A 21,572-nucleotide genomic window follows, 5' to 3' on the forward strand; every position below is an offset into this window, starting at 1 on the left:
CGGGCGGGACGCTCCGAACGTTCAAAATTTGTTTAAGCCGACGACGTCATCGTAGGCGGTCGAACACCAGTCTAGCACTGACACCCCCAAACGTCCGACCCCACTGTGCGACGGTCAATCGACGCAAATCAGGCCGCGGCGACCAACGGTACAGACGTGCCGGCGTCCTAGTCGCCGGACGGTTGACCGGACAACCACTGGGGATCGACGGGATACCCCTCGCCATCGGCACGGATCAAATGACCGCGAACGACGTCGGCAGATAAACCACGGATCTCCTGGATCTGGCTGCAGGTGTAACCATCGCGGCGAAGCTTCCAGGTCCAGTAGTACGCCGCGGCGGTCCCGGACGGTTCTGAGGAATCATCGTCCTGGCCGCCGACTGCCAAATCGCCAGCCTGGGGAGCGTCGGCCAGACAGTCCAGCACGATTTGGACCAAATCATGCCCCGCCGACTCAATCAGTTCCGCCGACACACCTTCGACCGATTCCAATTGCGTCGTCGTCTGGGGTTGCCGGCGGGCGATTCGCTGAAGCGTTGCGGCAGAAACGATCTGGTGGGCGGGAACCGCCATGGCAGCGGCGCGTTTGCGTCGAAACCGCTTCAATCGTTCTTCCAGATCGCTACGCAACTGTTCATCGGGACTGATGGCAACTGATGAAGCGACCAAGTCGGCTTCGGCGGATTGCTTGCCCGCCGCTGGCGTGCCGGCGGGCGCCTCGGGGGCCCGCCCCGGGTTGGTGTCGATCCGCAGGGTGGTTTCCGACGCTGGCGGTGTCGAACCCGGATTCGATGTCTCCGGCGGATTCGGTGGTTTCGGGGGCGGTGGAGCATCCGGCTCGGTCTTGGCCGCGGCGGTGACGTCCGCCTTTTCCAACGATCGAACGGCGGCGGCCAATTTTCGTGCAAGCGGATAGGCGGGCTGGAAACTTTCGGGAACCGACGCTTTGGCATGCATCACGTCGCGCCCGTCATCGGTCAAATGCACCGTGGGACGTCGCTGATCGACCTCGACCTGTTTCAGCAGTCCCGCAGCAATCAGTTCATCCATCACTTGGACGACCTCGGTTTGACGAAGCTTGTCCAGCAGACCGTAGGTGCTAAGCCGATTCAATTTCCATTGCTGCAGCTTTTTGCTTTTGCTGCCGCACAACATCTGTGCCACCAATGTTTTGCCGAATCGTCCGTGCGTGCGGGTGACGCCGCTCAACACCACTTGGACGCCGCGTTGCAACAGCACCGGATCGATCTTGGACACGCCCGATGACGGCGTCGCAGTCATCTTTGCTGCCGACACGACACCAGCATCTGCACCGGAGCGTTGTCCGGTCGGATCACACCGATCGCATAATCCACAGTCGTTTGCATTCGGGTCACCGAAGTACCGCAAAACGACTCGCTGACGACAGCCAGACGTACGCGCAAAGTCGATCACCGCATCCAGTTTTTGATACTCCGCGTCCTTGCGCCGTTGCAATTCGTCAAAGTCGATCGCTAAGTCGTCAAAGCGAACGTCGCGGCGTGTGAAGTGAATCGCCCGGCCGCGAAACGGCGGGACGTAGTCGAACGAACGCAGTTTCTGTAGTTCGCGCAGTGTTCGTGACAGCTGTTCACGGTCCACCCCCGCCAATTCGGCCAAGCGTGACGGCCGCACATACACGTCTTCGCCGCGTCGACGCCCCACCACTTTTTCGATGGCCGTCATCACTTTGCGTCGCAACTTGGCTTCGCGCGGCAGGTAATCCAGCAACGTGGGTGTTTCGTCATCGATCCGAACCACCGCGTGGTTGCTGCTGCTGTCCAATCGCCGCAACACCCCGGCTTTGGCCAACAGCGTTTCCGCGGTTCCGATCGCTTCAGCGCTGTCTTTGACATCGATCGCCTGTCGGACTTGATCCAAGGTCAGTTCGATCGGGTCGTCGTCCAGTGAACACAGATACTGGTAAACCTTTTGAACCGTTTCCCGCGACGGATAACGATTCTCGATAAAGAATTCTTGGATGTAGCGGTCTTGGTAGGAAAACATCAACCGACAGCCGCTCATTTTGCCGTCACGACCGGCCCGTCCGGCTTCCTGGTAATAGGCTTCCAGGCTGCCCGGCATGTTGTAGTGAATCACGTACCGGATATCGGATTTGTCGATCCCCATTCCGAACGCGTTGGTGGCGACAATCGCGGCAAGCTTGCCCGACATGAAGGCTTCTTGAACCTGGTGTCGCTGTGCCGGATCCAACCCCGCATGGTAAACCCCGACTCGTTTACCACTGCGATCGGGCAACCAGTCACCGATCGCTTCACAACGTTTCCGCGTGGCGGCATAGATGATTCCCGTTCCGTCCGTCTGTGCGACGTGCTGGGCCAGACGTTCGTCTTTGGACGAATCGCCTTGAAAATGATCGACCGTAAAACGCAAATTCGTTCTGGCAAATCCGGTGACGAAGACCGACGGTTGGTCCAGATTCAACAAACCACAGATATCGTCACGGACCGTCGGAGTTGCCGTTGCCGTCAGGGCAATCGTTTGCACATTGTTCAGGTAACGCTGACGAAACGCCCCCAGACGCGCATAGTCGGGTCGAAAGTCGTGCCCCCACTCACTGACACAATGGGCTTCGTCAATCGCCAACAACGACACCTTCACCCTGCGGATCGCTTCCAGGAACCGTCCATTCCGCAATCTTTCCGGCGCGATGTAAACCAGTTTCACTTGGCCCGATGCCATCGCTTCGATCGTTGCATCGTGTTCGACCATTGTCAGGCTGCTGTTCAACAGCCGCGCGTCAATGCCGCGGGCCTGCAACGCATCGACCTGGTCTTTCATCAGCGCGATCAATGGCGACACGACAATGGTTGTTCCCTCGCGGGACAAGGCCGGCAATTGATAACACAGACTCTTGCCGCCCCCGGTCGGCATGATGCACAAACAATCGCGACCATCGGCGACCGCATCAATGACGTCTCGCTGCCCCGGGCGAAACGATTGCAACCCGAACCGATCCAGCAGCGATTCGGGGTTGCCCGTTCCGGGAACCTGATGTGCGACCTTCACATCCGCCATCAATTCACCAGGCTTTTCAAGTTCGGCATCTCTTCACGCAGCGTTTCCAGCACGTCATCGGGAACGTCCAAGTTGGTCACGTGCAAGGTTTCCAGTTCTTGTAACTTCGTCAGCCGAGCCACGCCCTCGGGTGAAACACTGGTTTTCCCAAGATGCAAAAATGTCAATTCGGAAAGCCCGACAATGGTGTCGATGGACGCATCAGTGACACCGGGAAGGTTGTCCAGATTCAACGAGGTCAACTGCGTCATCCCATCCAATGCTTTGACACCGGCATCGTCCACCTTGCAAAGCCACAAGTTCAGCTTGGTCAGTTTTGGCATCTTGGCGATCCAAGGCATCCCCTGGTTCCCGAAATCGGTTTCGGCCAATTCCAAATCGACCACCGGCAACGTTGCGATGGATTCAAAGGAGTCTCCGGTAACGCCGCTGCCCCGCAAACGTAACTTCTTGAGTTGGCTCATCGCCGTTAGAGCGGGCAATACACGATCGTCGAAGTTCTTGCCGGATAAGCTTAAGTCTTTCATCGCGGTCAGTGATTCGATCGCCGACATGCCTTCGGACGTCACGTCGGGCGCCCCGTGCAAATGCAATAGTTGCAGGTTGCCTTGCTGAGACACCTTGGCAATCGTCGCGTCGGTGATCGAAGTATCCGTCAGCCGCAGACGGCGCAGCGTCGGGATACCGACAATGGGCAGCGCCGCCGTATCACCAACCTGTGCCCCAGTCATCCGAACCTCTTCCACACCGGGCAGTGAAAGCGTGGCCGCCACGACCACGGGCAAATCGTCCGCCGCGATGTCATTCAAATACACCGCGCATCGTTCGTTGCCTTTGGTCCAATGAACTTCGCCACCGAGCCGCTGGATTTCGGGTGATGAATCCACCGTGTTCGCCGCATCGTCCGGACCAACCTCGGGTGCGTCTTTGCGTGCGTCTCGGCCACAACCGGCAACCAAAATGACACCGACCCCCAAAACGATCAGGGAAAACGCTCGGATTTTCCGGCGTCGGGATTGCAATCTGCCTAGCACGTCGATGTCCTCCATTGGCCCCGATGCAAAGGTCGCCGCTGCGGCCCACCGCAGGAATCGGCAGCAAGCGTCGACAAAGATGCTATTGTGCGGGATGACCGGGCCGACGGGAACAGGCAACCAACGGCGCTTGTGCACCAGCCTGATCCGAATTGCCGGACCGTCCGGCCCACCAGTGAAGCGATCAGTCGAGGACATAGACATGGACGAAGACCGCGAATTGAACGACGAATCCACCTATGTGTGTGACGGATGTGGCGAAGAGATCGTGATTCCGATCGACGTCACCGAAGGTTCCCGGCAAGATTATGTCGAAGACTGTCCGGTGTGCTGTCGTCCCAATCACATCCATGTCGACGTCCGTGATGGCGAAGTTTTCGTGTCCGCCGACGCCGAACAAGACCGTTTCTGAATCCGCGTCGTGCGCATCAGTACCTGCTTATTGCCGTCGCTGCGGTCGGCCGATTTTTCGGCGGACTTGGCCATCGTGATTGACGTTCTGCGGGCGACCACGGTCGCGTCCACTGCCCTGGGCAATGGCGCCGGAATTTTGTGGACGTGCCCCGGCATCGATGCGTCGCGAAAATTGTCCGAACGAATCGCCGCGGCCACCCCAACCCCACCGCTGCTGTGCGGCGAGCGGCAATGCCACCGGATCGAAGGATTTGATCTGGGCAATTCGCCGGCCGAATATGGGCCGTCGGTCGTTTCCGGACGCGACTTGGTTTTGACGACCACCAATGGAACCGCCGCCGTCGCCGCGGTCGGTGATGTGCGTCAGGTGATTCTGGGTTCCTTCGTGAACTTTTCCGCGATCCGAAACGCGATGTCGGGTCATGAAAACGTATTGCTTGTCTGTGCGGGCACCGACGGCGAGATCACCTTGGAAGACGTCTTGCTGGCCGGCGCAATCATCGAAGATGCCGTCACCAGCGATGCCGCGACCGTCGCCGACGATTCCGCCGAAATCGCGCGGGCGACGTGGCGTCAGCAGTTTTCCGCACCCGTCCGGTCGTTGGCGGCGAACGACCTGGCCGGTGGCCTACGACTGGGCCGCGGCGGACGCAATTTGGTGAATCGCGGCTACGCAGGTGATGTTCTGCGATGCGCCCTAATTGACAACTGTCAGGTCGTTCCGACGCGAATCCGATTCGACGCCGAAACCAACGGGACGGCGTTTGCCGATGCACGCTAAGCAATCGTCATCGTCGTAACGATTGACCTTGTGACGACGGGGCCATTCAGGAGATAACGCGGACGGACTGTTGGCTGCGAACCGATCGACCTTCCACCTGTATCCCCAGACGTTTGGAACGTGACACGCATTGATCGCTACATCTTGGTGCTGTTTCTGCGCACCGTATTGATCACGTTTTTTTCGCTGGGTGGCGTCTTTGTCGTGTTTCATGCGTTTCACAGCATGGACGAATTGACGCGACGGGCCGAATCCAGTGGCGGTTGGTTTCCGACGCTGATCAGTTCGTACGGCCCGTTGCTGTTGCTGCTTTTCGACTGGACCGGCGCGATCATTACGTTGATGGCGTTTCTGTTCACCGCCGGTTGGCTGCGGCACACGGGGGAACTGACCGCAACATTGTCGGCGGGAATCTCCCACGGCCGAATCTTGCGGCCGATGGTGATGGCCAGTGCCGCCATCATCATGGTCCAGTTGGCCAATCGCGAACTGGTGCTGCCGCATTTTCGCGATAGCCTGACGATGAAATCGAAAGACTTGGACGTCAACGCGGCGCAACCGGTGACGTCGCGTTACGACCGAATCAACGGCATCCTGATCGACGGCAGTTCGCTGGTTGCTACTGAAAATCGCATCACCGAACCCAGCTTTTTGTTGTACGGCGACTTCGACGGTTTTGGCGATCTGCTGACCGGCACCGACGCCGTCTGGTTGGCCGCCAGCGACAAGCACCCCGATGGTTTCCTGGTCCAAGACGTCCAGCGTCCCGAGTCCGTTTCGCAAGTCCCCACGGTCTATTTCGATGGACGACCGATTCTGATGACGGCCACTGACCAAGATTGGCTGAATCCTGACGAGTGCTTCGTCGCCACCCGGATCGGCATCGATTTGCTGCAGTCCAATTCCACCGCCACCAAACAGGCATCGGTTCTGGAACTAGTCGGTCGCGTCTGCAATCCAGCCGTCCACAGCAGCGACGCGTTGCGGGTCTATCTGCACGAGCGAGTCGTCCGTGTTCCCTTGGACATGGCTTTGGTGCTGTTGGTGTTGCCGTTGGTGGTCAATCGTCGTCAACAGAACTTGTTCGTCTGTATTGGGGCGGCGATCGGTATCGTCGTTTTCTTCTTTGGGCTAAAAACGGTGGCCGGCGGAATGGCGGGCAGTGGCTATGTGTTGTCACCCGCGATGGCCGCTTGGATCCCACTGTTGGTGATCGGTCCGGTCGCGTACGTCCGGTACCGCTTCGTCCAAACGGTTTGAATCGGCGTCGCATCCGCGTGTCGCCGTTCCCATCTGCAACGGTCACGGCACGTGAAGCCCGACGAAATTTCGATTGTCATTCCCGCGTTGAACGAAGCGGATCACATCGCCCCGTGCATTGATTCGGCCTTGGCGTCGGGGGCAACCGAGATCATCGTCAGCGACGGCGGCAGCACCGACGCAACCGCTTCGATCGCACAAAACTCTGGTGCCGGGCACGTCATCCGTAGCCTTCCCGGACGCGGTATTCAAATGAATTCGGGGTCGGTTTTCGCCCGTGGCAAAGCCATTCTGTTCCTGCACGCCGACAGTCGTCTAGGCAAAGACACCTTGGACCAGATCTGTCGCTTGGACGACGAATGGGTCTGGGGCGCGTGCCGCCAACGCATCGAATCTTCCGAACGTATCTATCGCTGGATCGAATCGGGCAACGCGGCAAGAGTCCGCTGGATGTCGATGGCGTTCGGCGACCAAGCCATTTTCGTCCGCCGCGACGTCTTTAAGTCCGTTGGCGGGTTCAGCGAATCACCACTGATGGAAGACGTCGAACTATCCAAAAGGCTGCGAAGTCGCGGCCGGCCAAAACTGATTGATGGCCCGGTCATCACCAGCGCGCGCCGCTGGCAAAACCGGGGACCGGTCCGCCAGACGCTGCTGAACTGGCGAATCCAGATCGCTTACAAACTTGGTGTTGCACCGGAGACCTTGGCCGATTGGTATCGCGGCAAGTGATCTACGGCTTTGCCGACGCGAGCGGGACCAAGGCGATCGCGTCGGCAATGACATGCCCATCGGTCCCCCGATTACTGATTCGAACGGTGACCGACTGTCCGGCCGATAGCGAGTATTTGCCCAGGGAAACGAAACAGCCATCCAATGTAGGGCTTTCTTTCTGGTTGACGGTGGCGGCCACTTGGTTTTCCCCCCACCGAATCAGAACCGGCACATTGGTTGCCCGATTGGAATGCGGTGTGTATGCCAGCCGCAAATCGTATTCCCCGCCGTCGTCAACGGTGATCGTAAAGGTCGCGGTCGATTTGCCGTCTCCCGCATTCCCATCGTGCAGATAGTCGTAACCGACATGGCTGGGCGCAGAATGACTGGATTGCCAATTGCCCGTGGTCTGTGCTTTCGTGTTGTCAACGACCAAGCCATCAATCGACTTCACAGGAATTGATTGCGATCGATTCGAGACGGCATTCAAGACATCCGCCGGTGTTTCCAGCACTTGTTCGTCGTCCAACAACTCCTTGCGCAATTCCGCGTATGAAACATCCTGAACCGCGACGTCGTGATCAATTGCAATGGCGGCGGCGGTCGACGCGGATTGTCCCAGGATCATGAACACGGGTTCCATACGAATCGAACCAAAAGCGATGTGAGAGCTGGACACACAGACGGGCACCAACAGATTTTCGCACTCGGCCTTCTTCGGTACCAACGCTTGATAGGCGATCTGATACGGGCCCCGTGTCGACACACCGATATCGCCTTCGTTTTGCACATGACCATGGTCATCGACGTACCGCTGGACGTTGTGTGAATCCATCGCATAGCTGCCCATGCCCACCGAACAGGGCGTTTCCGTTCGCTTCAACAGATGGTTTTCGGTCATCACCATTTCGCCCATCATTCGGCGGGCTTCGCGGACGTAAATCTGATGCGGCCAATTGCCGTTGTCTTGAAACTCGTCCGCCGCCAAGCCCCATTGGTTCATTCGATCGCGTGTCGCCTGTGGTACACGCGGGTCGGTGCAGATGAAGTACAGCCAGCCTTTCTGATAGCGCTCGTGTTCGGCGATGATTTCGCGACGTCGCTGGTAGCTGGCTTCGGGATATTCGTAGTTCATGCCGATGTTGTCGGTACTCATCGGACCATGGTTGTTCGTGTCGGTCTTTCGATTGGGAATCGGATCAAACTTTCGAAACGTGTCAGTCCAACCGGCTTGATAGACACGGCCCAGCAATTCGTAGTCGGCCGGATCGTAGCCATCGGGCTTTGCAAAGGGGACCCGGTTATCGGGATGATCCGTCAGACACATGCGAAAACAATAAGCTTGGATCCGGTGGTCCGCGGCACCATATTCGCCGGGCGGATCATCGCTGACTTTTGCGATCACGCCGCTGGACGGGTCACCAGGGACCACATAAGGATCGATCGGCGAATCGACGGCTTTGAAATGATGGCGGTGATGATAAACGCCGGTTTGAATACCGTTCCATTGTTCACCGTACGTATCCATGGATTCGCGACCGACGTGATAGCTGACACCCGCGGCCGCCATCAGATCACCTTCATAAGTCGCGTCGATGAACATTTTGCCTTGATAGACACTGCCATCTAGCGTGGTGAACTGTGTGATACGTCCATCGACCACGGTGACACCGTTTTCACGATTCAGCCACCGGTCGCGGTGCACAACGATCTGGTTTTCGTCGACCCAACTGTCAAAGATGGCTTCGGCCACGTGCGGTTCAAAGATCCACATCGTGCGTCGATCGCCATCGATCGCCGGGGTTCCCTGGCCGCGATTTCCGTAATCCGAACGTGGCTGCCATTGCCAGGCCTGGTCGGTTTGATAGTGGTCGTAAACGCGGGCATAGAATTCTCGGGCGATCCCGCCGATGACCGCTTTGTTCCCCGTGTCGGTCCACCCCAAACCGCCGCTGGTCAATCCACCCAAGTGCTTGTCCGGCGATACGATGACGACCGACAGGCCATCGCGTTTCGCTTGAACCGCTGCGGAAATCGCCGCTGATGTACCGCCATAAATGACCAGATCGCGACGCACACGGACCGGTTCCTCTTGGCTTTGTTCTTGAGTCTGGCTTTCATTGGCATCGGCAGCGAACACCGGTTGCACACAGATCACCATCAGAGCGATGGCGAAGGCTTGTCGAACAGTCATGGGGCACACACGCTGGGGAAGCGAGTCAAAAGGCGGGAAGAAACCTGCCACCGTCGGTCGCGATCAACCGATGCGTCGATGATGCAACCCGGGCCAGCTGACGCCACAGCATACTGCCCTGCCCTGTTGCCGTGGGCACAAACGCCGATCCCGATCAGCCGGCGGCGCGTGGGTGCGCCTTTTCGTAAATCTGCCGTAGCCCCGCGGCGCTAACGTGCGTGTAGATCTGTGTGGTCGACAGACTCTTGTGGCCCAGCAGTTCTTGAACGCTGCGAATATCGGCTCCGCGGTCCAGCAAGTGCGTGGCAAAACTGTGTCGCAGCGTGTGTGGACTGGTCCGTGAATCCAGATCAGCCAGACCGATGTATTTTTCCAACATCCGTCCGACGCTACGTGTGGTCAGGTTTCGGCCGAATCGATTGACAAAGACCGGGGCTTCGCGGCCGAGTTGTTCGACCTTGGGATCGCGAACCCGCACCCGCGCATAGCGATCGATCGCCCGCAGCGCGAATGATCCCAGCGGACTGATTCGTTCCTTGCGACCTTTCCCGCGCACGCGAACGATCTGTTCGTGCGGGTCGACGTCGCCGTCGCGGATCCCGACCAGTTCGCTGACGCGAAGCCCTGCGGAGTACATCGTTTCCAGAATCGCCCGGTCTCTCAGTCCCGCCGGATCGGCATCGGGCGGTGCCAACAACAGCCGTCCGACCTCATCGGTGCTTAACACGTGCGGCAGCTTTCGCTGTCGGCGTGGGTTACGCAGCGGCTTGGCGGGATTGCTGGTCGCCATCCCCTCTCGCATGGCAAAGCGATAGAAACTGCGCAGCGATGCCAACTTTCGGGAAATGGTCGCGCGTGCGTATCCGGCTTCGGTCAAAGCCGCCTGGAAGGTGCGCAGCTGTTGTGGCGACAGATCATCCGGCTTGGGCGTGCCGCCGGTGGTCGCTTGCAACCATTCCAACAATCCGAACAGATCTTCGCGATACGACTTGATCGTCAAGTCGGACGCATTGCGTTCGGTGGCCAAGTATCGCAGAAACGAGGTGATCGCTTGTTGCATTGCCCAAAAGAGCCCGAAACGTTTGGAAGCGGACGCCTAAAATTCGTCCGATGACAGACTGTCCAACTCCGCTTCGTAATAATCACAGGCTTCATCGGGCACGGCGTCACGGATCTTTCGGCTCAGCATCGCGGCGTCGTACCAGCTGAAATCGATTTCCGGATTGGCGGCGAATCGGGCCAGCTGACGCAACGTTTCGTCGCGGTTCTGATCGTCGAACAAAAAGAGAAACTTCTCTTCACCTTTGACCAACGCCAGTACGTTGATTTCCGCATCCATTCGATTGTTCCCGATGGTCCGTTGAACGCCCGTGGCCTTGGACCGAGCCGACAATTTGCCGCCCGGTGTGCCACGCTGACGAACATCAGTATCGGCTGAGCGGCCAACGCAGGATGAGGTCGCTTTGGTCCGCACCCCCGCGAGACTCCAGCATTTCGGCGATGTGAAGGTGACAACAGAAACGTACGAAATCATCGCTACGTTTCAGATATCCTTGCCAACCCATCCCGCGCGCGTCATCGCCCGTTTCAACGTAATCGGCAAGCCTTGCCGTAAAGTAAGGGTCGTCCCCGCGATACATCCGCGTTTGTGCCAAGACCGGCTTATGAGTGGGCGTTGCAACCGGTCGCACCGGAGCCGGCGGATCGGGGATCAAGTCGACCGGGCCGGGGAAATTGGGCGGCAAGCTTTCGTGCATCGCTCCGTCGGCGGTCCACGATTCCGCATCCAAGGTGACGACCGAACCATCCACGGGGTCTTGCAACATGACATCGCCGATGACGTTTTCGCCTTCGACATAGCCCGCTTGGACCGTCGCTTGGCTGTCGGGGCCTTGGTGGCCGTCGGGTTGTTGCTGGGCAACGGTCGGCGATTGGGTGGCCAGTTGGCTGCGGGCAAGTTCGAATTCGGCTTCCTGGACAATTCGACTGGGAATGCCTTCTTCCGCCTCGGTTCCCCACGGCAAACCATAACCGGGCGGAATTTCGTGGAAGCCTTCGTTGGCCGCATACCAGTGAACGGTCATGGCCATGCGGGGCGGGTAATACGATTCGTAATCGGTGACCGAACCGACCACGACCGCTTCCACGTTCATGAACCGGGCCAGATTCTGAAACTGTTGTCCGGTCGTGGGTTCGCCGAACTGCATCGCATAGGCGTGCCACTGTGCTTTGGTCACGCCGACCGGCAAAACCTCAAACCCGGGAACCGCTTGCAGCGCCGCATAATAGGCCTCGGCCACCTGTTCGGTGTCCAGCGTCGGCGATTGGCTTTGGTTGTAAAACGGCAACACCGCCACCCGCTTGAGCTGCGGGAACGGGTTGTGAAGCCGTTGACGGTACCGCGTTTCGGGAAACAGCGAACAGCCGCCCCAAATCGGGCACAAAGCGATCGTCAGCAGAATCGCGGGCAGATGACGGGTGGCGTGTTTCACGTTTACTCGGGCCGGCGCGCAATGAGTCCCGCGTTGCCTCCGTCCCTAGCTCTCTTGAATCGGCACGCATCGCGGCCGACTTGATTTAAATCCCAGCATTTTTTCCCGCTGGCGATCCGCATCAGCGAACGTACACCGGCACCAGCACGGTCGGCTGGTTGTAGCGGCTGGCCGCCGTTGGGATCGCGTGGAAGCGAGGCCGCAACGGCGAATGTCCCAGCCAAGCGTCGCGTTCCATCCGCGCCATACGATGCTTCATCCAGTAAAGCGCTCGTTCCTGACGAAGCATCGCGGTCCGCAGCTTTTTGTCGTACGCCTGTTCGGCGCGACGACGGTCCAGCGACGGATTTTCGGTCACAGCCGGCTGCTGCGTTGCGCTCGGCTCGGCCGATTCGGCGGGGCTGCCGTATAGCGGCAGACGATCGAACATCGGCGCGGCCGCATCGGTCGCACTGTCTTGCGCCACAGCGGCACCGGCGGAAAACACACAAACCGCGAAAGCGGACAACAGCAACGTCTTTTTCATTTCACCCGCTCGTACGCCGGAAGGTGTTTGGCCAGATTTCTGGGTTGATAGCCCTGCCCTTGGTATCGGCGATTGACCGAAGCGGCGCTTAGGCGTGCGAACGAAACAAGGGTGAATCAGACGCCCACAAACGGGTTATGCGGACGGATCTGGGCAACTGTATCGATTAGGGTGTTTATGCGGCGACCGCCCAGACGGCGTTGTCGCGGATGACGCCCTTTTCGTCGGCGAAGCGCCGGCTAAGATGAATCGTCAGACGCATACGACGTTCGTGATCCGACGGTGCGTCGCCCCCCCTTTGCGAATCGTTCATCGACGAACCGTTCCGTTTTTCAACCGTCCTGCCCGCTGAACAGACCTATGAACAAATTGATCTCCTTGGTTGCCGCCGCCCTGTTGTGCTGCTTCACCGTCGGATGCACCCCGCCGGCCGAAGACGTGGACGTTTCGACCGACACCACCGTCACCGAAACGGAAACCTCCAACACCACCACCGGTGTTGAAACCCCGGGCAGCAACGTCACCACCGGCAGCGAAACGCCCGCCGGCGAAACTCCCTGATTGACGGCCCACCGCCGTTGCGTTTGGCTGAGATTTCCCGCCGTTGCCCTAGAAGTCTTTGGGCCGTTCAATCACCGATTGGACGGCCTTTTTTAATGCCGCTTCGCCGGACAAGACCACCCAATCGACCTGAACCGCGGACAACGGCAGTCCGCCCAGTCGCGAGGTCTTCAGTTTCACAAGATCCTTGTGGGTACAGACCACTTCGTCGACGCGGCCATCCAGCCCGCCGATCCATTGGCGTATCCGCTGGACCGTGTCGGGTTCGTACCGGTCGTGGTCGGGCAAACGAAAAGAATCGACCATGGTCGCGCCGCACTGCCGCACCGTTGATTCGAAAGAATCTGGATTTCCGATCGCACACAAAGTCGCGATCCGGCGGTTTTCCAGATCACGGATCGGCCGGTTCGGGTCGGCATCATTGATCAAGCGTGACGGTTGGTGGTCGCTGGTGATCAGCGGTATCTGATCGCCGATCCGTCCGTCCACCTCAGCCAAGCGTTGCTGGATCGCATCCACCGTGTCGGCATTGACTTGGCCGCACCGGCTGAGGATCACCAGATCGGCACGTCGGATTCCGGTCACCGGTTCGCGCAGCAACCCACGTGGCAACAGGTGACCGTACCCGAACGGACATGTCGCATCGATCACGACAATGTCCAGATCGCGATGCAAGCGGCGATGCTGGAAACCGTCGTCCATCAAGATCACTTCGGCTTCCAATTCATCGACCGCGATTTTGGCGGCCGCCACCCGATCGGGATCCTGCAAATGCGGCACATCGGGCAATCGCGCGTACAACTCATCGGCCTCGTCGTTTTGGTCGGCGTCCCCACGCCCGTAACCTCGGCTGACCAATGCCACACGGTACCCGGCATCGCGGATCTGTCGGGCTAGAGCGGCAACGATCGGCGTCTTACCAGTCCCACCGGTCGTCAAATTGCCAACGCTAATGACCGGAACGCCACAATCGATCACCGCCTGGGGATCGCGATCGAAACGCCGATTTCGATGACGAACGCCCAATCCGTAAGCCAGGCTGCCGGCCCCCAAGGCCGCACGCAACAATCCCGCCGGCACACCGCGTTTCCGTCCCGACATGATTTCGCGATAATCCATCACCCGGCCACTACGTGTCGACGATTCCTGGAACTGGTGCCGTCGCGATTCCCAACAATCGCGACACTGTTTTTCTGGGTCCAGAATAGCGCCCCGACGTCCGGGCTGTCACCCTGCTTTGCCGTCACTGTCGCCCACATTTTTTACCGCCCCACACTTCTTACCGGCTGCCCCCATGCTGATCGATAGTCATCACCATCTTTGGAAATACAGCGTCGACGACTATGGCTGGATTGACGATTCCATGTCGGTGCTGAAGAACGATTTTCTGGCACCTCAATTAGCACAAATCGCCGATGACCATTCGGTTGATGGCTTCGTCAGCGTCCAGGCCCGCCAGTGCATCGAAGAGACCGATGCCTTGCTGGAAATCGCCGAACAGGAATCACGCATCCGCGGCATCGTCGGCTGGGTGCCCTTGGTCGATCCGGATGTCGACAAGCACTTGCACCGTTATGCGGATCAACCGCGGGTGGTGGGATTTCGGCACGTGGTGCAAGACGAACCCGATAACCGTTTCCTGTTGCGGGAAGACTTCAATCGCGGTGTCGGCCGGCTGCGTGAATTTGGTTTCGTCTATGACATTTTGATTTTCGGGCGACAGTTGCCGGCGGCACTGGAATTCGTCGACCGACATCCCGACCAAAAGTTTGTCTTGGACCATATCGCCAAACCGGCGATCGACGGCGACCACGTCAACGCGAATTGGATGACCAATTTCCGCCAGTTGGCCAAGCGTTCCAATGTCGTTTGCAAGTTCAGCGGCGTTGTGACCGAGGTCCGTGACGAACAATGGACGATCGACACGATCCGTCCGTACTTTGACATCGCGTTGGAAGCATTCGGCGCGGATCGATTGATGTTCGGCAGCGATTGGCCGGTGTGCTTGCTTCGTTCGCAATACACGCGGTGGCTGGACACAGTTCGGCAGCTGACCGAACCGCTGAGCGATTCTGAAAAGGCGCAGTTCTTTGCCCAGACCGCGATCGACGCCTACGGCTTGAAGTGATTCCGATCGCCGGAAAGGAATCCGATCAATACGACTTGGCAAAGATGGCGTAATGCTCCGCCGGCTTGCCGGTCAAAAAGCATTTGCCCGGATGGTTGTCGCCACGCGGAATGCACCGCGGGGTGACTTTCAGTTCTTTCAACAAATCGGCCAAGTCTGCTTCGCTGGCAAAGTGACACTTCGCAAAGCCCCCATGAATCTCCGGATTCTTGGCATTGGCCGGTGTGAAGAACGAACGGAAATCGGCTTCGTTGTCGATCGTGACGGTGTTGTCGTTGCGCATTGCCAGGGCGCGTTCAAACAAACCCGTTTGAATCTGGGCCAACAGGTCGCTCACCTTGGCGACAAATTCGGCTTTGTCCATGCCGATACTTTTGGGCTGATCACGACGGCCGACAAAGACGCTGTCGGCGGCCATGTCTTTCGGACCGACTTCCAATCGAATCGGAACGCCCCGTTTGACGTGGTACCACTTCTTTTCACCGCCGCGAATGTCGCGGTCATCGATTTCAATACGGATCGGTTGGTTGTCGTATTCTTGGGCGGCGATCTGATCACGAAGCTCGTTGACGTATTGCAAAATCTGGCCGCGTTGATCGTCGCCTTTGTATATCGGTTGGATCACGATTTGGATGGGTGCCAAACGTGGCGGCAAGACCAAGCCATCGTCGTCACTGTGGGTCATCACCAATGCGCCGACCAACCGTGTGGAAACGCCCCAGCTGGTGGTCCAAGCGTACTGGATGTCACCGGTTTCGCTTTGAAACTTGATCTCCTGGGCTTTGGAAAAGTTTTGCCCAAGGAAGTGACTGGTACCGGCCTGCAGTGCCTTGCGATCTTGCATCATCGCTTCGATGGACAGCGTTTCGACGGCACCGGGAAAGCGTTCGCTGTCGGTCTTGCTGCCGACGATCACCGGCATGGCCATCCAGTTTTCGGCAAAATCGGCATAGACGTCGATCATCCGCTCGGTTTCTTCGACCGCTTCTTCGGCGGTCGCATGAACCGTGTGACCTTCCTGCCACAAAAATTCAGCGGTCCGCAAAAACATCCGCGTCCGCATTTCCCAGCGAACCACATTGGCCCACTGGTTGATCAGGATCGGCAGATCACGATAGCTCTGAACCCACTTTGCATAGGTCGCGCCGATGATCGTTTCGCTGGTCGGCCGAACGATCAGCGGTTCTTCCAACTTGCCCGCCGGCCGCAGCCCGCCGTCGGGATCCGGTTCCAGACGGTGGTGGGTGACGACGGCACATTCCTTGGCGAACCCTTCGACATGTTCGGCTTCCTTTTCCAGAAAGCTCATGGGAATGAACAGCGGGAAATAGGCGTTCTGGTGCCCGGTCGCCTTGAACATGTCGTCCAGGGATCGCTGCATGTTTTCCCACAACCGGTATCCCCACGGTTTGATCACGATGCAGCCGCGGACCGCCGACGTTTCCGCCATGTCGGCTGCACGGACGACCTGTTGAAACCATTCCGGATAGTCTTCGGCGCGAGTCGGCGTGATGGCGGTTTTGGCCATGGCGGTGATGCAAAAGTTCGAGGCGTCAGAACATCAAGAAAACGCGTGCGAACCAGGCCCACACGCGTCGAACGAAAGCGGCATCGTACCGAAGCCGCCGGATCAGAATAAGACCGCGCCCGGCGGCCAAACCGGCGACGGCCTATCGCCGGATGTTCAGCAATTCGTCGATCAATTGCTGGCTGGTCGTGATCACCCGGCTGTTGCCCCGATACATCGTGCTGGCCAACACCAGATCGACCAAGTCTTTTCCGATATCGGTGTTGGACAGTTCCAACGCACCCCCGATGACCTTGCCGATCCCGTTTTCGCCGGGTGCCCCTTGGACGGGAAGCCCCGTGTTGATCCCTTCGGCGTACAGGTTCAGTCCCTTGGCCTCCAAACCGGCCGGGTTGGCAAAGCGAGCCAATTGCAATTGGCCCAGGTCCCGCGTGATCCCGTTGCTGAATACACCGCGGATCGTACCGTCTTCGCCGACCACAAAACTATTCAGCACCCCAGGTTCGCTACCGTCCTGCCGTGTCGCGGCCAACGAAGCCTCTTGGGTCGCCAAACCGGACACCAACGAAAAATCCATCTCAAACTGCAGTGGCGAAACACTGGGAACACCGTTCCGGCCGATGGCAATGGTCTCGTTGGTGGCATCGACAAAATTACCGTTGCCATCGAACGTGATCAGCCCGGTACCGACGGCAATCTCCGTTCCATCGCCCGGTTGGTTTTCCGGGCTGTCGGCGTACCAGCGGTACACGGTCGATTGATCGGTACGGCTTTCCAAGACGGCGGTCACACGCACGTTGATCGGAACCCCCAGTGAATCGTAAACGATGAAATCACTGGCGGCACTTTGGCCGACCGCGTCTTGGGAGACACCGAACGCCAAGTTGGGTGTGGTCACGGTGCCGACCGAATCGGTGATCCGAAACGCACTGAGGTCAATGTCCAAGGCGTTTAGTTCACCGTTGTTACTGACGATTCGAATCGTGCCGTTGTTGATGTAGGCTCCCGGCGCCAGATCCGCGGATTCACCCGGGATATTGTTCTCGCTAAGCGGGATCGGGTTCTGTGAATCAACTTGTGACGTTTGAATCCCTGACGAATCAACGACGAAATCCAAGAAGTCTTGAACGGTTGTCGTGTTGGTCACTTCGAAAGTCTGTTCGCCCAGTGATCGCCCACCTTTGCGGCCGCTGTAACTGAGCGTTCCTTCTTGGAAGACTTGTTCGTACGTCAAGCCATCACGCTTCAACACGTCGGTCAACAACGTGTTGCTGTTGATCGTCGGGCCGTCCATGTTCAACAACTGATTGCCGGCGGTGTCCAAGTCCGCGATCTGTGCATCGGTCTTGGTGTCCGTGTACGTTTCCCCCGGCGCGACGCTGTCGACCAAATAGAAGTTGTTTTGGTCACCGGCCAAGTTGCGATAGATCCGGATTTCATCATAGGCGGGAAAACCACCCGACACCGGCGGCGTCGGTGGTACCGGAAAATCGTCCAACGTCAAACGACCATTGACCACGCTTTGCGGACCAATCAACACACTTGGTCGCGATTCGACTTCACCGTTGCGGTGATACGTGATCATGTACGTGTAGTTGCCCGTCAGCGTTGAATCATCCAAGGCGTTGGCCGACAGCGCGGTTGTCCCGTCGTCGGTGAAGGTTCCGCCGGCGGTCGTCGTCCCCAGAAAGAAGAAATCGCTGCCGTCGGGTGACGTTCGATAGATGTTGACGTTGGGGTAATCGCCACCGGTGGAATCCGTCGGCAGATTCGTCAGTTCGATGTTTCCTCCCACACCGACGGTCGCCGAAATCGCACCACTGGGCGTCGATTCGCGTCCGTTGGCGTCGACCAGGGCGACTCGGTACTGATACGTTCCTGGGGCAAGCGTCCCCACGCCGGCGGTGCTGACGCCGATCGACGAACTGTCGGAAAACGGCGCGGTGCTAAGCGATACGCCCGACGCATCGGGACGTGGTGTTTGGGCGTCACCCAAAACCGCGCTTTCGATCACCTGGGCGGCGCTGGACACTTCACCTTCGGGGGTCAGCGTGCCCTCGAAGTTCACGATCTCGGTCGCTTTGGCAACACTTTCGGTTCCCAGCGGAACTTGCAGCGGCACCAAGCTGGATTTGTCCAAGCTGAACTGTTCGTCAACGCCGTAGCCCAACAAACGCTGACCGGTTGCATTGACCAGTTCGGCATCACTGTTGAGCTTGAAGATCCCGTTTCGCGAATACAACGTTTCGCCGGCGTCGCCTTGGACAACGAAGAATCCATCGCCCTGGATCGCCAAGTCCGACGACGAACTGCTGATTTCGATCGTCCCCTGGTTGTGGTTCGCAGCGATTTCAGCGATCTGAACCCCCAAGCCAATCTGGCGTGGGTTGGTACCACCGTTGCTGCCGGTGGGGCTGGATCCCAGGGTCAACGTCTGCAGAAACTGGTCGGCAAAGACGACATCGGATGATTTGAACCCAACCGTTTGTGCGTTGGCCAGGTTGTTACCGATCACGTCGATTTGAGTTTCCGCTGCACTTAATCCCGTCAGCGCAGTGGTCAAAGCGGATTGCAGACCCATGGTCGGTGTCCCCGGTTATCGTAGGCGAACCAGGTCAACCACCGATCGATCGGGCCACCGACGGCTCAGTCAAAGCCGCCGGGCGTCGCAACCGGTAAAGTTCACCCAGTTTGAATTTCGCGAATGTTCTTTACATCCATCGTCCGTTCACCCACATGAACTTTGACCGAACGTGATCCAGAATTCGGATCTGTTGAAACTGTGACGCGATCGACCGTGCCTTCGACGTCGGAAGTGTCATCGGCCAACCCCCGAACGGTCTGGCCGATCAAATTGCTAGCGGTCACCAATTCTTGGCTGTGTGAGAAATCGGACAGCGTTTCGCTCAGCGAGTCCGTCGCCCCGATTTCACGGATCAGCCCGATCTGCTGGATCATTTCCGAATTGTCCATCGGATTCAGCGGATCCTGGTTTTGCAGTTCTTCCATCAGCAACGTCAGGAAGTCGGTACTGCCCATGTCGTTGAAGCTTTGGTCGGACCCGCCGAATTGGCCCGCCGCTTCGGCCGACGAAAAATCCGCGCCGCCGGTGCCTGAGATCGCTGACATGTTGTTTGACCGTTGCTAGAAGATGCCGTGAAACAGTAGACGCGTTGGCGTACGGGCGAAGTGTCCCGCCGGATGACCGCGTTTTGCCGCCGTCCGGTGTCCCGGCGGTAGGGAAAACCAGTGGTGGTGATAGGAAACCAGACGGCCGCGAGGCGAGATCAATGCCGAAAATCGATGCCGCCGCCCGGTGTCGCCGCGGTTGCGGGCGGTTTCGCAGGTGCGGCCCCGGAAACGGATGGGTTGGCCGGCGACGGTGCGGTTTCCCCACCCTGGTACCGACGACGGTGACGCCCGGCGTCTTGCTGCGATTCGTCCCTGGTTTGCTGGTGATCGTGGAAACCGTTTTCACCCTCCGCGGACGATTCCTGTTCGACGCTCAACCGATCCACTTGCATGCCCTGGGCTTCCAAACGCGTACGCAACTCGGGCAATTGTTGCCGCAGCATTTCCGCCGCAGTTTCCGAATCGGCGACCACCCGTGCCTGGATCTTCTTGTCACGGACCTGCATTTCCACCCGCACGCTGCCCAGTTCGGCGGGGGCCAGTTTCAAACGAATGCTGCCGCCTTCGCTGCCGAAGTGTTGAAACGCCTTGCTGACCCGCTGCACCAGCCGGGCGCGCGTCACAGCGTCAGCCGGATTTCGCGGTTGTGCTGACTTGGACTTCGATGCCGATGCGGTATCGCTTGCCCCTTTCGCCTGCTGGATCGATTCGGTGACCGAATCGACTTTTCCGCTGGCGTTGCCACCGCGGGCAGCCGATTCGCTTGCCGCTTTGGACACTGCGGAAACGGCCGACGACGCGTTGGCCGCTGCAACGACCGGCCGCGTCTGGCCCGCTTCCACTTTGGTCACCGCTTCCGCAGATACCGTTGCCGCAGGTTCGCCGTCCGGAACGGGTGTGATCTTTGATGAACTGGGTGCCGCCGAGGATCCAGCGCCCGCGCCGTTTCCGACCGGTTCGCCCTGTGGTGCGGAGGATTCGGCACGCCGCTCCCTGGGATCGCGACGCCGCCGACCTTCACCGGCATCGGTTTGGGCCGCCGTCCAGGATTCAAAGTCGGCCGACGCCGGATCGTCGCCGGTGGTTGCTGATGGGTCATTGGTCGGGTTCGCCGCGACGGATTCGTCTTGACCACCCGCTGTGTCCAAGTCCGACTGGCCGGCGGACACCGGTGCATCGACTTGTTTCGTGTCAGACGCCTTGGACCGACGTCGCCCATAGCCTTCCGCCGCGACCACGGTTTCCGCTTCGACTTTGATTTCACCGGTGTTGGTTTCAGCTTGGGCGACTTCCGTCGCTTCGATCTCCGCCGCCTCGATCGTCACGGCGTCGGCAGATTCCTGTTTCACGTCGACCGATTGTTCCGCCGGTCCGTGTTCGGTTTCCACCGCTGTCGTCCACTGGGCGGACGTTGCGTCGACGTCGGCATCGCCCGAAACAGTTTGTTTCTGCGTCGTTGATTCTGCAGACGAATCGTCGTTGGAATCGTTGTCGGACGAATCCGACGCTTCAGTGGGACCCAAATCCGTCAGCGACGTGTCAGGTTCGCTGGTGGCGTCGGTCTGCTGGACCACGGGCTGCGCGACGGACATCGCGGCAAAGATTTCGGCGAACGGATCGACCAGCCCCGTTTCCGCGGTCAAACGATTCGCGTTCAAGACGGTCCTGGACCGACGTGAAACCGCCGACGACGACGCTTGGTGCGCCGCGTCGCTTTGTTGGATCACCGACATGCCAACCGACCCCCCA

General features: G+C 58.8%; 19 protein-coding genes. 6 read left to right on the forward strand and 13 right to left on the reverse strand.

Translation table 11 applies throughout. The features are described from left to right. Nucleotides 1–167: 167 nt before the first annotated feature. On the reverse strand, nt 168–3,059 hold the full coding sequence (locus tag Mal65_RS24090) for an ATP-dependent DNA helicase RecQ (RefSeq protein WP_145303689.1): 2,892 nt from the start codon (nt 3,057–3,059) through the stop codon (nt 168–170). Next, nucleotides 3,059–4,231 carry a leucine-rich repeat domain-containing protein gene (locus tag Mal65_RS24095; protein WP_165700972.1) on the reverse strand — a complete coding sequence of 391 codons (1,173 nt, stop codon included), beginning with the start codon at nt 4,229–4,231 and terminating at the stop codon, nt 3,059–3,061. The genes Mal65_RS24090 and Mal65_RS24095 overlap by 1 nt, the downstream gene beginning before the upstream one ends. Nucleotides 4,232–4,295: 64 nt before the next feature. Here Mal65_RS24095 and Mal65_RS27045 point away from each other — a divergent pair, with 64 nt between their 5' ends. From Mal65_RS27045 to Mal65_RS24115, 4 genes are all read left to right on the forward strand, one after another. Then, nucleotides 4,296–4,505: a zinc ribbon domain-containing protein gene (locus Mal65_RS27045; RefSeq protein ID WP_231131236.1), complete on the forward strand. Its 210-nt coding sequence runs from the start codon at nt 4,296–4,298 to the stop codon at nt 4,503–4,505. Nucleotides 4,506–4,514: 9 nt separating this feature from the next. Next, a complete protein-coding gene (locus Mal65_RS24105; protein WP_165701501.1) occupies nt 4,515–5,288 on the forward strand; it encodes a 2-phosphosulfolactate phosphatase in 774 nt (257 codons plus the stop codon). 120 nt (nt 5,289–5,408) lie between these two features. Then, entirely contained in the window at nt 5,409–6,548 is a 1,140-nt protein-coding gene (locus Mal65_RS24110; RefSeq protein ID WP_145303700.1) for an LptF/LptG family permease, read from the forward strand. A gap of 51 nt (nt 6,549–6,599) precedes the next feature. After that, nucleotides 6,600–7,280: a TIGR04283 family arsenosugar biosynthesis glycosyltransferase gene (locus Mal65_RS24115; RefSeq protein ID WP_145303703.1), complete on the forward strand. Its 681-nt coding sequence runs from the start codon at nt 6,600–6,602 to the stop codon at nt 7,278–7,280. Between the two features lies 1 nt (nt 7,281). Here the strand turns inward: Mal65_RS24115 and Mal65_RS24120 are convergent, their stop codons facing one another. The 6 genes from Mal65_RS24120 to Mal65_RS26725 form a co-directional block, all read right to left on the reverse strand. Continuing rightward, nucleotides 7,282–9,456 (reverse strand): FAD-dependent oxidoreductase, encoded by a 2,175-nt coding sequence (locus Mal65_RS24120; RefSeq protein ID WP_231131237.1) that lies wholly within the window; start codon nt 9,454–9,456, stop codon nt 7,282–7,284. 154 nt (nt 9,457–9,610) lie between these two features. After that, nucleotides 9,611–10,516, reverse strand: coding sequence for a tyrosine recombinase XerC (gene xerC, locus Mal65_RS24125; RefSeq protein WP_145303706.1), 906 nt, complete (start codon nt 10,514–10,516; stop codon nt 9,611–9,613). Between the two features lie 36 nt (nt 10,517–10,552). Beyond that, the gene (locus Mal65_RS24130; RefSeq protein ID WP_145303708.1) at nt 10,553–10,795 is read right to left on the reverse strand and encodes a hypothetical protein; all 243 of its coding nucleotides are present in this window, start codon (nt 10,793–10,795) and stop codon (nt 10,553–10,555) included. 85 nt (nt 10,796–10,880) lie between these two features. Further along, nucleotides 10,881–11,948, reverse strand: a complete 1,068-nt coding sequence (locus tag Mal65_RS24135) for a hypothetical protein (RefSeq protein WP_196784414.1) — start codon at nt 11,946–11,948, stop codon at nt 10,881–10,883. A 121-nt stretch (nt 11,949–12,069) separates the two neighbouring features. Then, nucleotides 12,070–12,474, reverse strand: coding sequence for a hypothetical protein (locus Mal65_RS24140; protein WP_145303711.1), 405 nt, complete (start codon nt 12,472–12,474; stop codon nt 12,070–12,072). Nucleotides 12,475–12,649: 175 nt separating this feature from the next. Next, on the reverse strand, nt 12,650–12,787 hold the full coding sequence (locus Mal65_RS26725; protein WP_165701502.1) for a hypothetical protein: 138 nt from the start codon (nt 12,785–12,787) through the stop codon (nt 12,650–12,652). 47 nt (nt 12,788–12,834) lie between these two features. Here Mal65_RS26725 and Mal65_RS24145 point away from each other — a divergent pair, with 47 nt between their 5' ends. Next, nucleotides 12,835–13,035, forward strand: a complete 201-nt coding sequence (locus tag Mal65_RS24145; protein WP_145303714.1) for a hypothetical protein — start codon at nt 12,835–12,837, stop codon at nt 13,033–13,035. Nucleotides 13,036–13,083: 48 nt separating this feature from the next. Here Mal65_RS24145 and lpxK read toward each other — a convergent pair whose 3' ends face one another. Continuing rightward, complete coding sequence (lpxK, locus tag Mal65_RS24150; protein ID WP_145303717.1) at nt 13,084–14,154, reverse strand: tetraacyldisaccharide 4'-kinase; 1,071 nt, start codon at nt 14,152–14,154, stop codon at nt 13,084–13,086. 175 nt (nt 14,155–14,329) lie between these two features. On the opposite strand from lpxK, the gene Mal65_RS24155 reads away from it, so the two are divergent. Then, entirely contained in the window at nt 14,330–15,163 is an 834-nt protein-coding gene (locus Mal65_RS24155; RefSeq protein WP_145303720.1) for an amidohydrolase family protein, read from the forward strand. Between the two features lie 25 nt (nt 15,164–15,188). Here the strand turns inward: Mal65_RS24155 and proS are convergent, their stop codons facing one another. From proS to Mal65_RS24175, 4 genes are all read right to left on the reverse strand, one after another. Continuing rightward, nucleotides 15,189–16,691: a proline--tRNA ligase gene (gene proS, locus Mal65_RS24160; RefSeq protein WP_145303723.1), complete on the reverse strand. Its 1,503-nt coding sequence runs from the start codon at nt 16,689–16,691 to the stop codon at nt 15,189–15,191. A gap of 142 nt (nt 16,692–16,833) precedes the next feature. Next, the gene (locus tag Mal65_RS24165) at nt 16,834–19,272 is read right to left on the reverse strand and encodes a flagellar hook-basal body complex protein (protein WP_145303726.1); all 2,439 of its coding nucleotides are present in this window, start codon (nt 19,270–19,272) and stop codon (nt 16,834–16,836) included. A 101-nt stretch (nt 19,273–19,373) separates the two neighbouring features. Next, nucleotides 19,374–19,820 carry a flagellar hook assembly protein FlgD gene (locus tag Mal65_RS24170; protein ID WP_145303729.1) on the reverse strand — a complete coding sequence of 149 codons (447 nt, stop codon included), beginning with the start codon at nt 19,818–19,820 and terminating at the stop codon, nt 19,374–19,376. A gap of 158 nt (nt 19,821–19,978) precedes the next feature. Next, the gene (locus Mal65_RS24175; protein ID WP_165701503.1) at nt 19,979–21,556 is read right to left on the reverse strand and encodes a flagellar hook-length control protein FliK; all 1,578 of its coding nucleotides are present in this window, start codon (nt 21,554–21,556) and stop codon (nt 19,979–19,981) included. Between the last annotated feature and the right edge of the window lie 16 nt (nt 21,557–21,572).

The sequence above is a fragment of the Crateriforma conspicua genome, from assembly GCF_007752935.1.
Lineage (GTDB): Bacteria > Planctomycetota > Planctomycetia > Pirellulales > Pirellulaceae > Crateriforma > Crateriforma conspicua.

Coding starts and splice junctions, on each gene's coding strand:
- Mal65_RS24090 (WP_145303689.1), bottom strand. CDS start 3,059: ATGGCGGATGTGAAGGTCGCACATCAGGTTCCCGGAACGGGCAACCCC.
- Mal65_RS24170 (WP_145303729.1), bottom strand. CDS start 19,820: ATGTCAGCGATCTCAGGCACCGGCGGCGCGGATTTTTCGTCGGCCGAA.
- proS (WP_145303723.1), bottom strand. CDS start 16,691: ATGGCCAAAACCGCCATCACGCCGACTCGCGCCGAAGACTATCCGGAA.
- Mal65_RS24175 (WP_165701503.1), bottom strand. CDS start 21,556: ATGTCGGTGATCCAACAAAGCGACGCGGCGCACCAAGCGTCGTCGTCG.
- Mal65_RS24140 (WP_145303711.1), bottom strand. CDS start 12,474: ATGAAAAAGACGTTGCTGTTGTCCGCTTTCGCGGTTTGTGTGTTTTCC.
- Mal65_RS27045 (WP_231131236.1), top strand. CDS start 4,296: ATGGACGAAGACCGCGAATTGAACGACGAATCCACCTATGTGTGTGAC.
- Mal65_RS24120 (WP_231131237.1), bottom strand. CDS start 9,456: ATGACTGTTCGACAAGCCTTCGCCATCGCTCTGATGGTGATCTGTGTG.
- xerC (WP_145303706.1), bottom strand. CDS start 10,516: ATGCAACAAGCGATCACCTCGTTTCTGCGATACTTGGCCACCGAACGC.
- Mal65_RS24155 (WP_145303720.1), top strand. CDS start 14,330: ATGCTGATCGATAGTCATCACCATCTTTGGAAATACAGCGTCGACGAC.
- Mal65_RS24165 (WP_145303726.1), bottom strand. CDS start 19,272: ATGGGTCTGCAATCCGCTTTGACCACTGCGCTGACGGGATTAAGTGCA.
- Mal65_RS26725 (WP_165701502.1), bottom strand. CDS start 12,787: ATGAACGATTCGCAAAGGGGGGGCGACGCACCGTCGGATCACGAACGT.
- Mal65_RS24130 (WP_145303708.1), bottom strand. CDS start 10,795: ATGGATGCGGAAATCAACGTACTGGCGTTGGTCAAAGGTGAAGAGAAG.
- lpxK (WP_145303717.1), bottom strand. CDS start 14,154: ATGGATTATCGCGAAATCATGTCGGGACGGAAACGCGGTGTGCCGGCG.
- Mal65_RS24145 (WP_145303714.1), top strand. CDS start 12,835: ATGAACAAATTGATCTCCTTGGTTGCCGCCGCCCTGTTGTGCTGCTTC.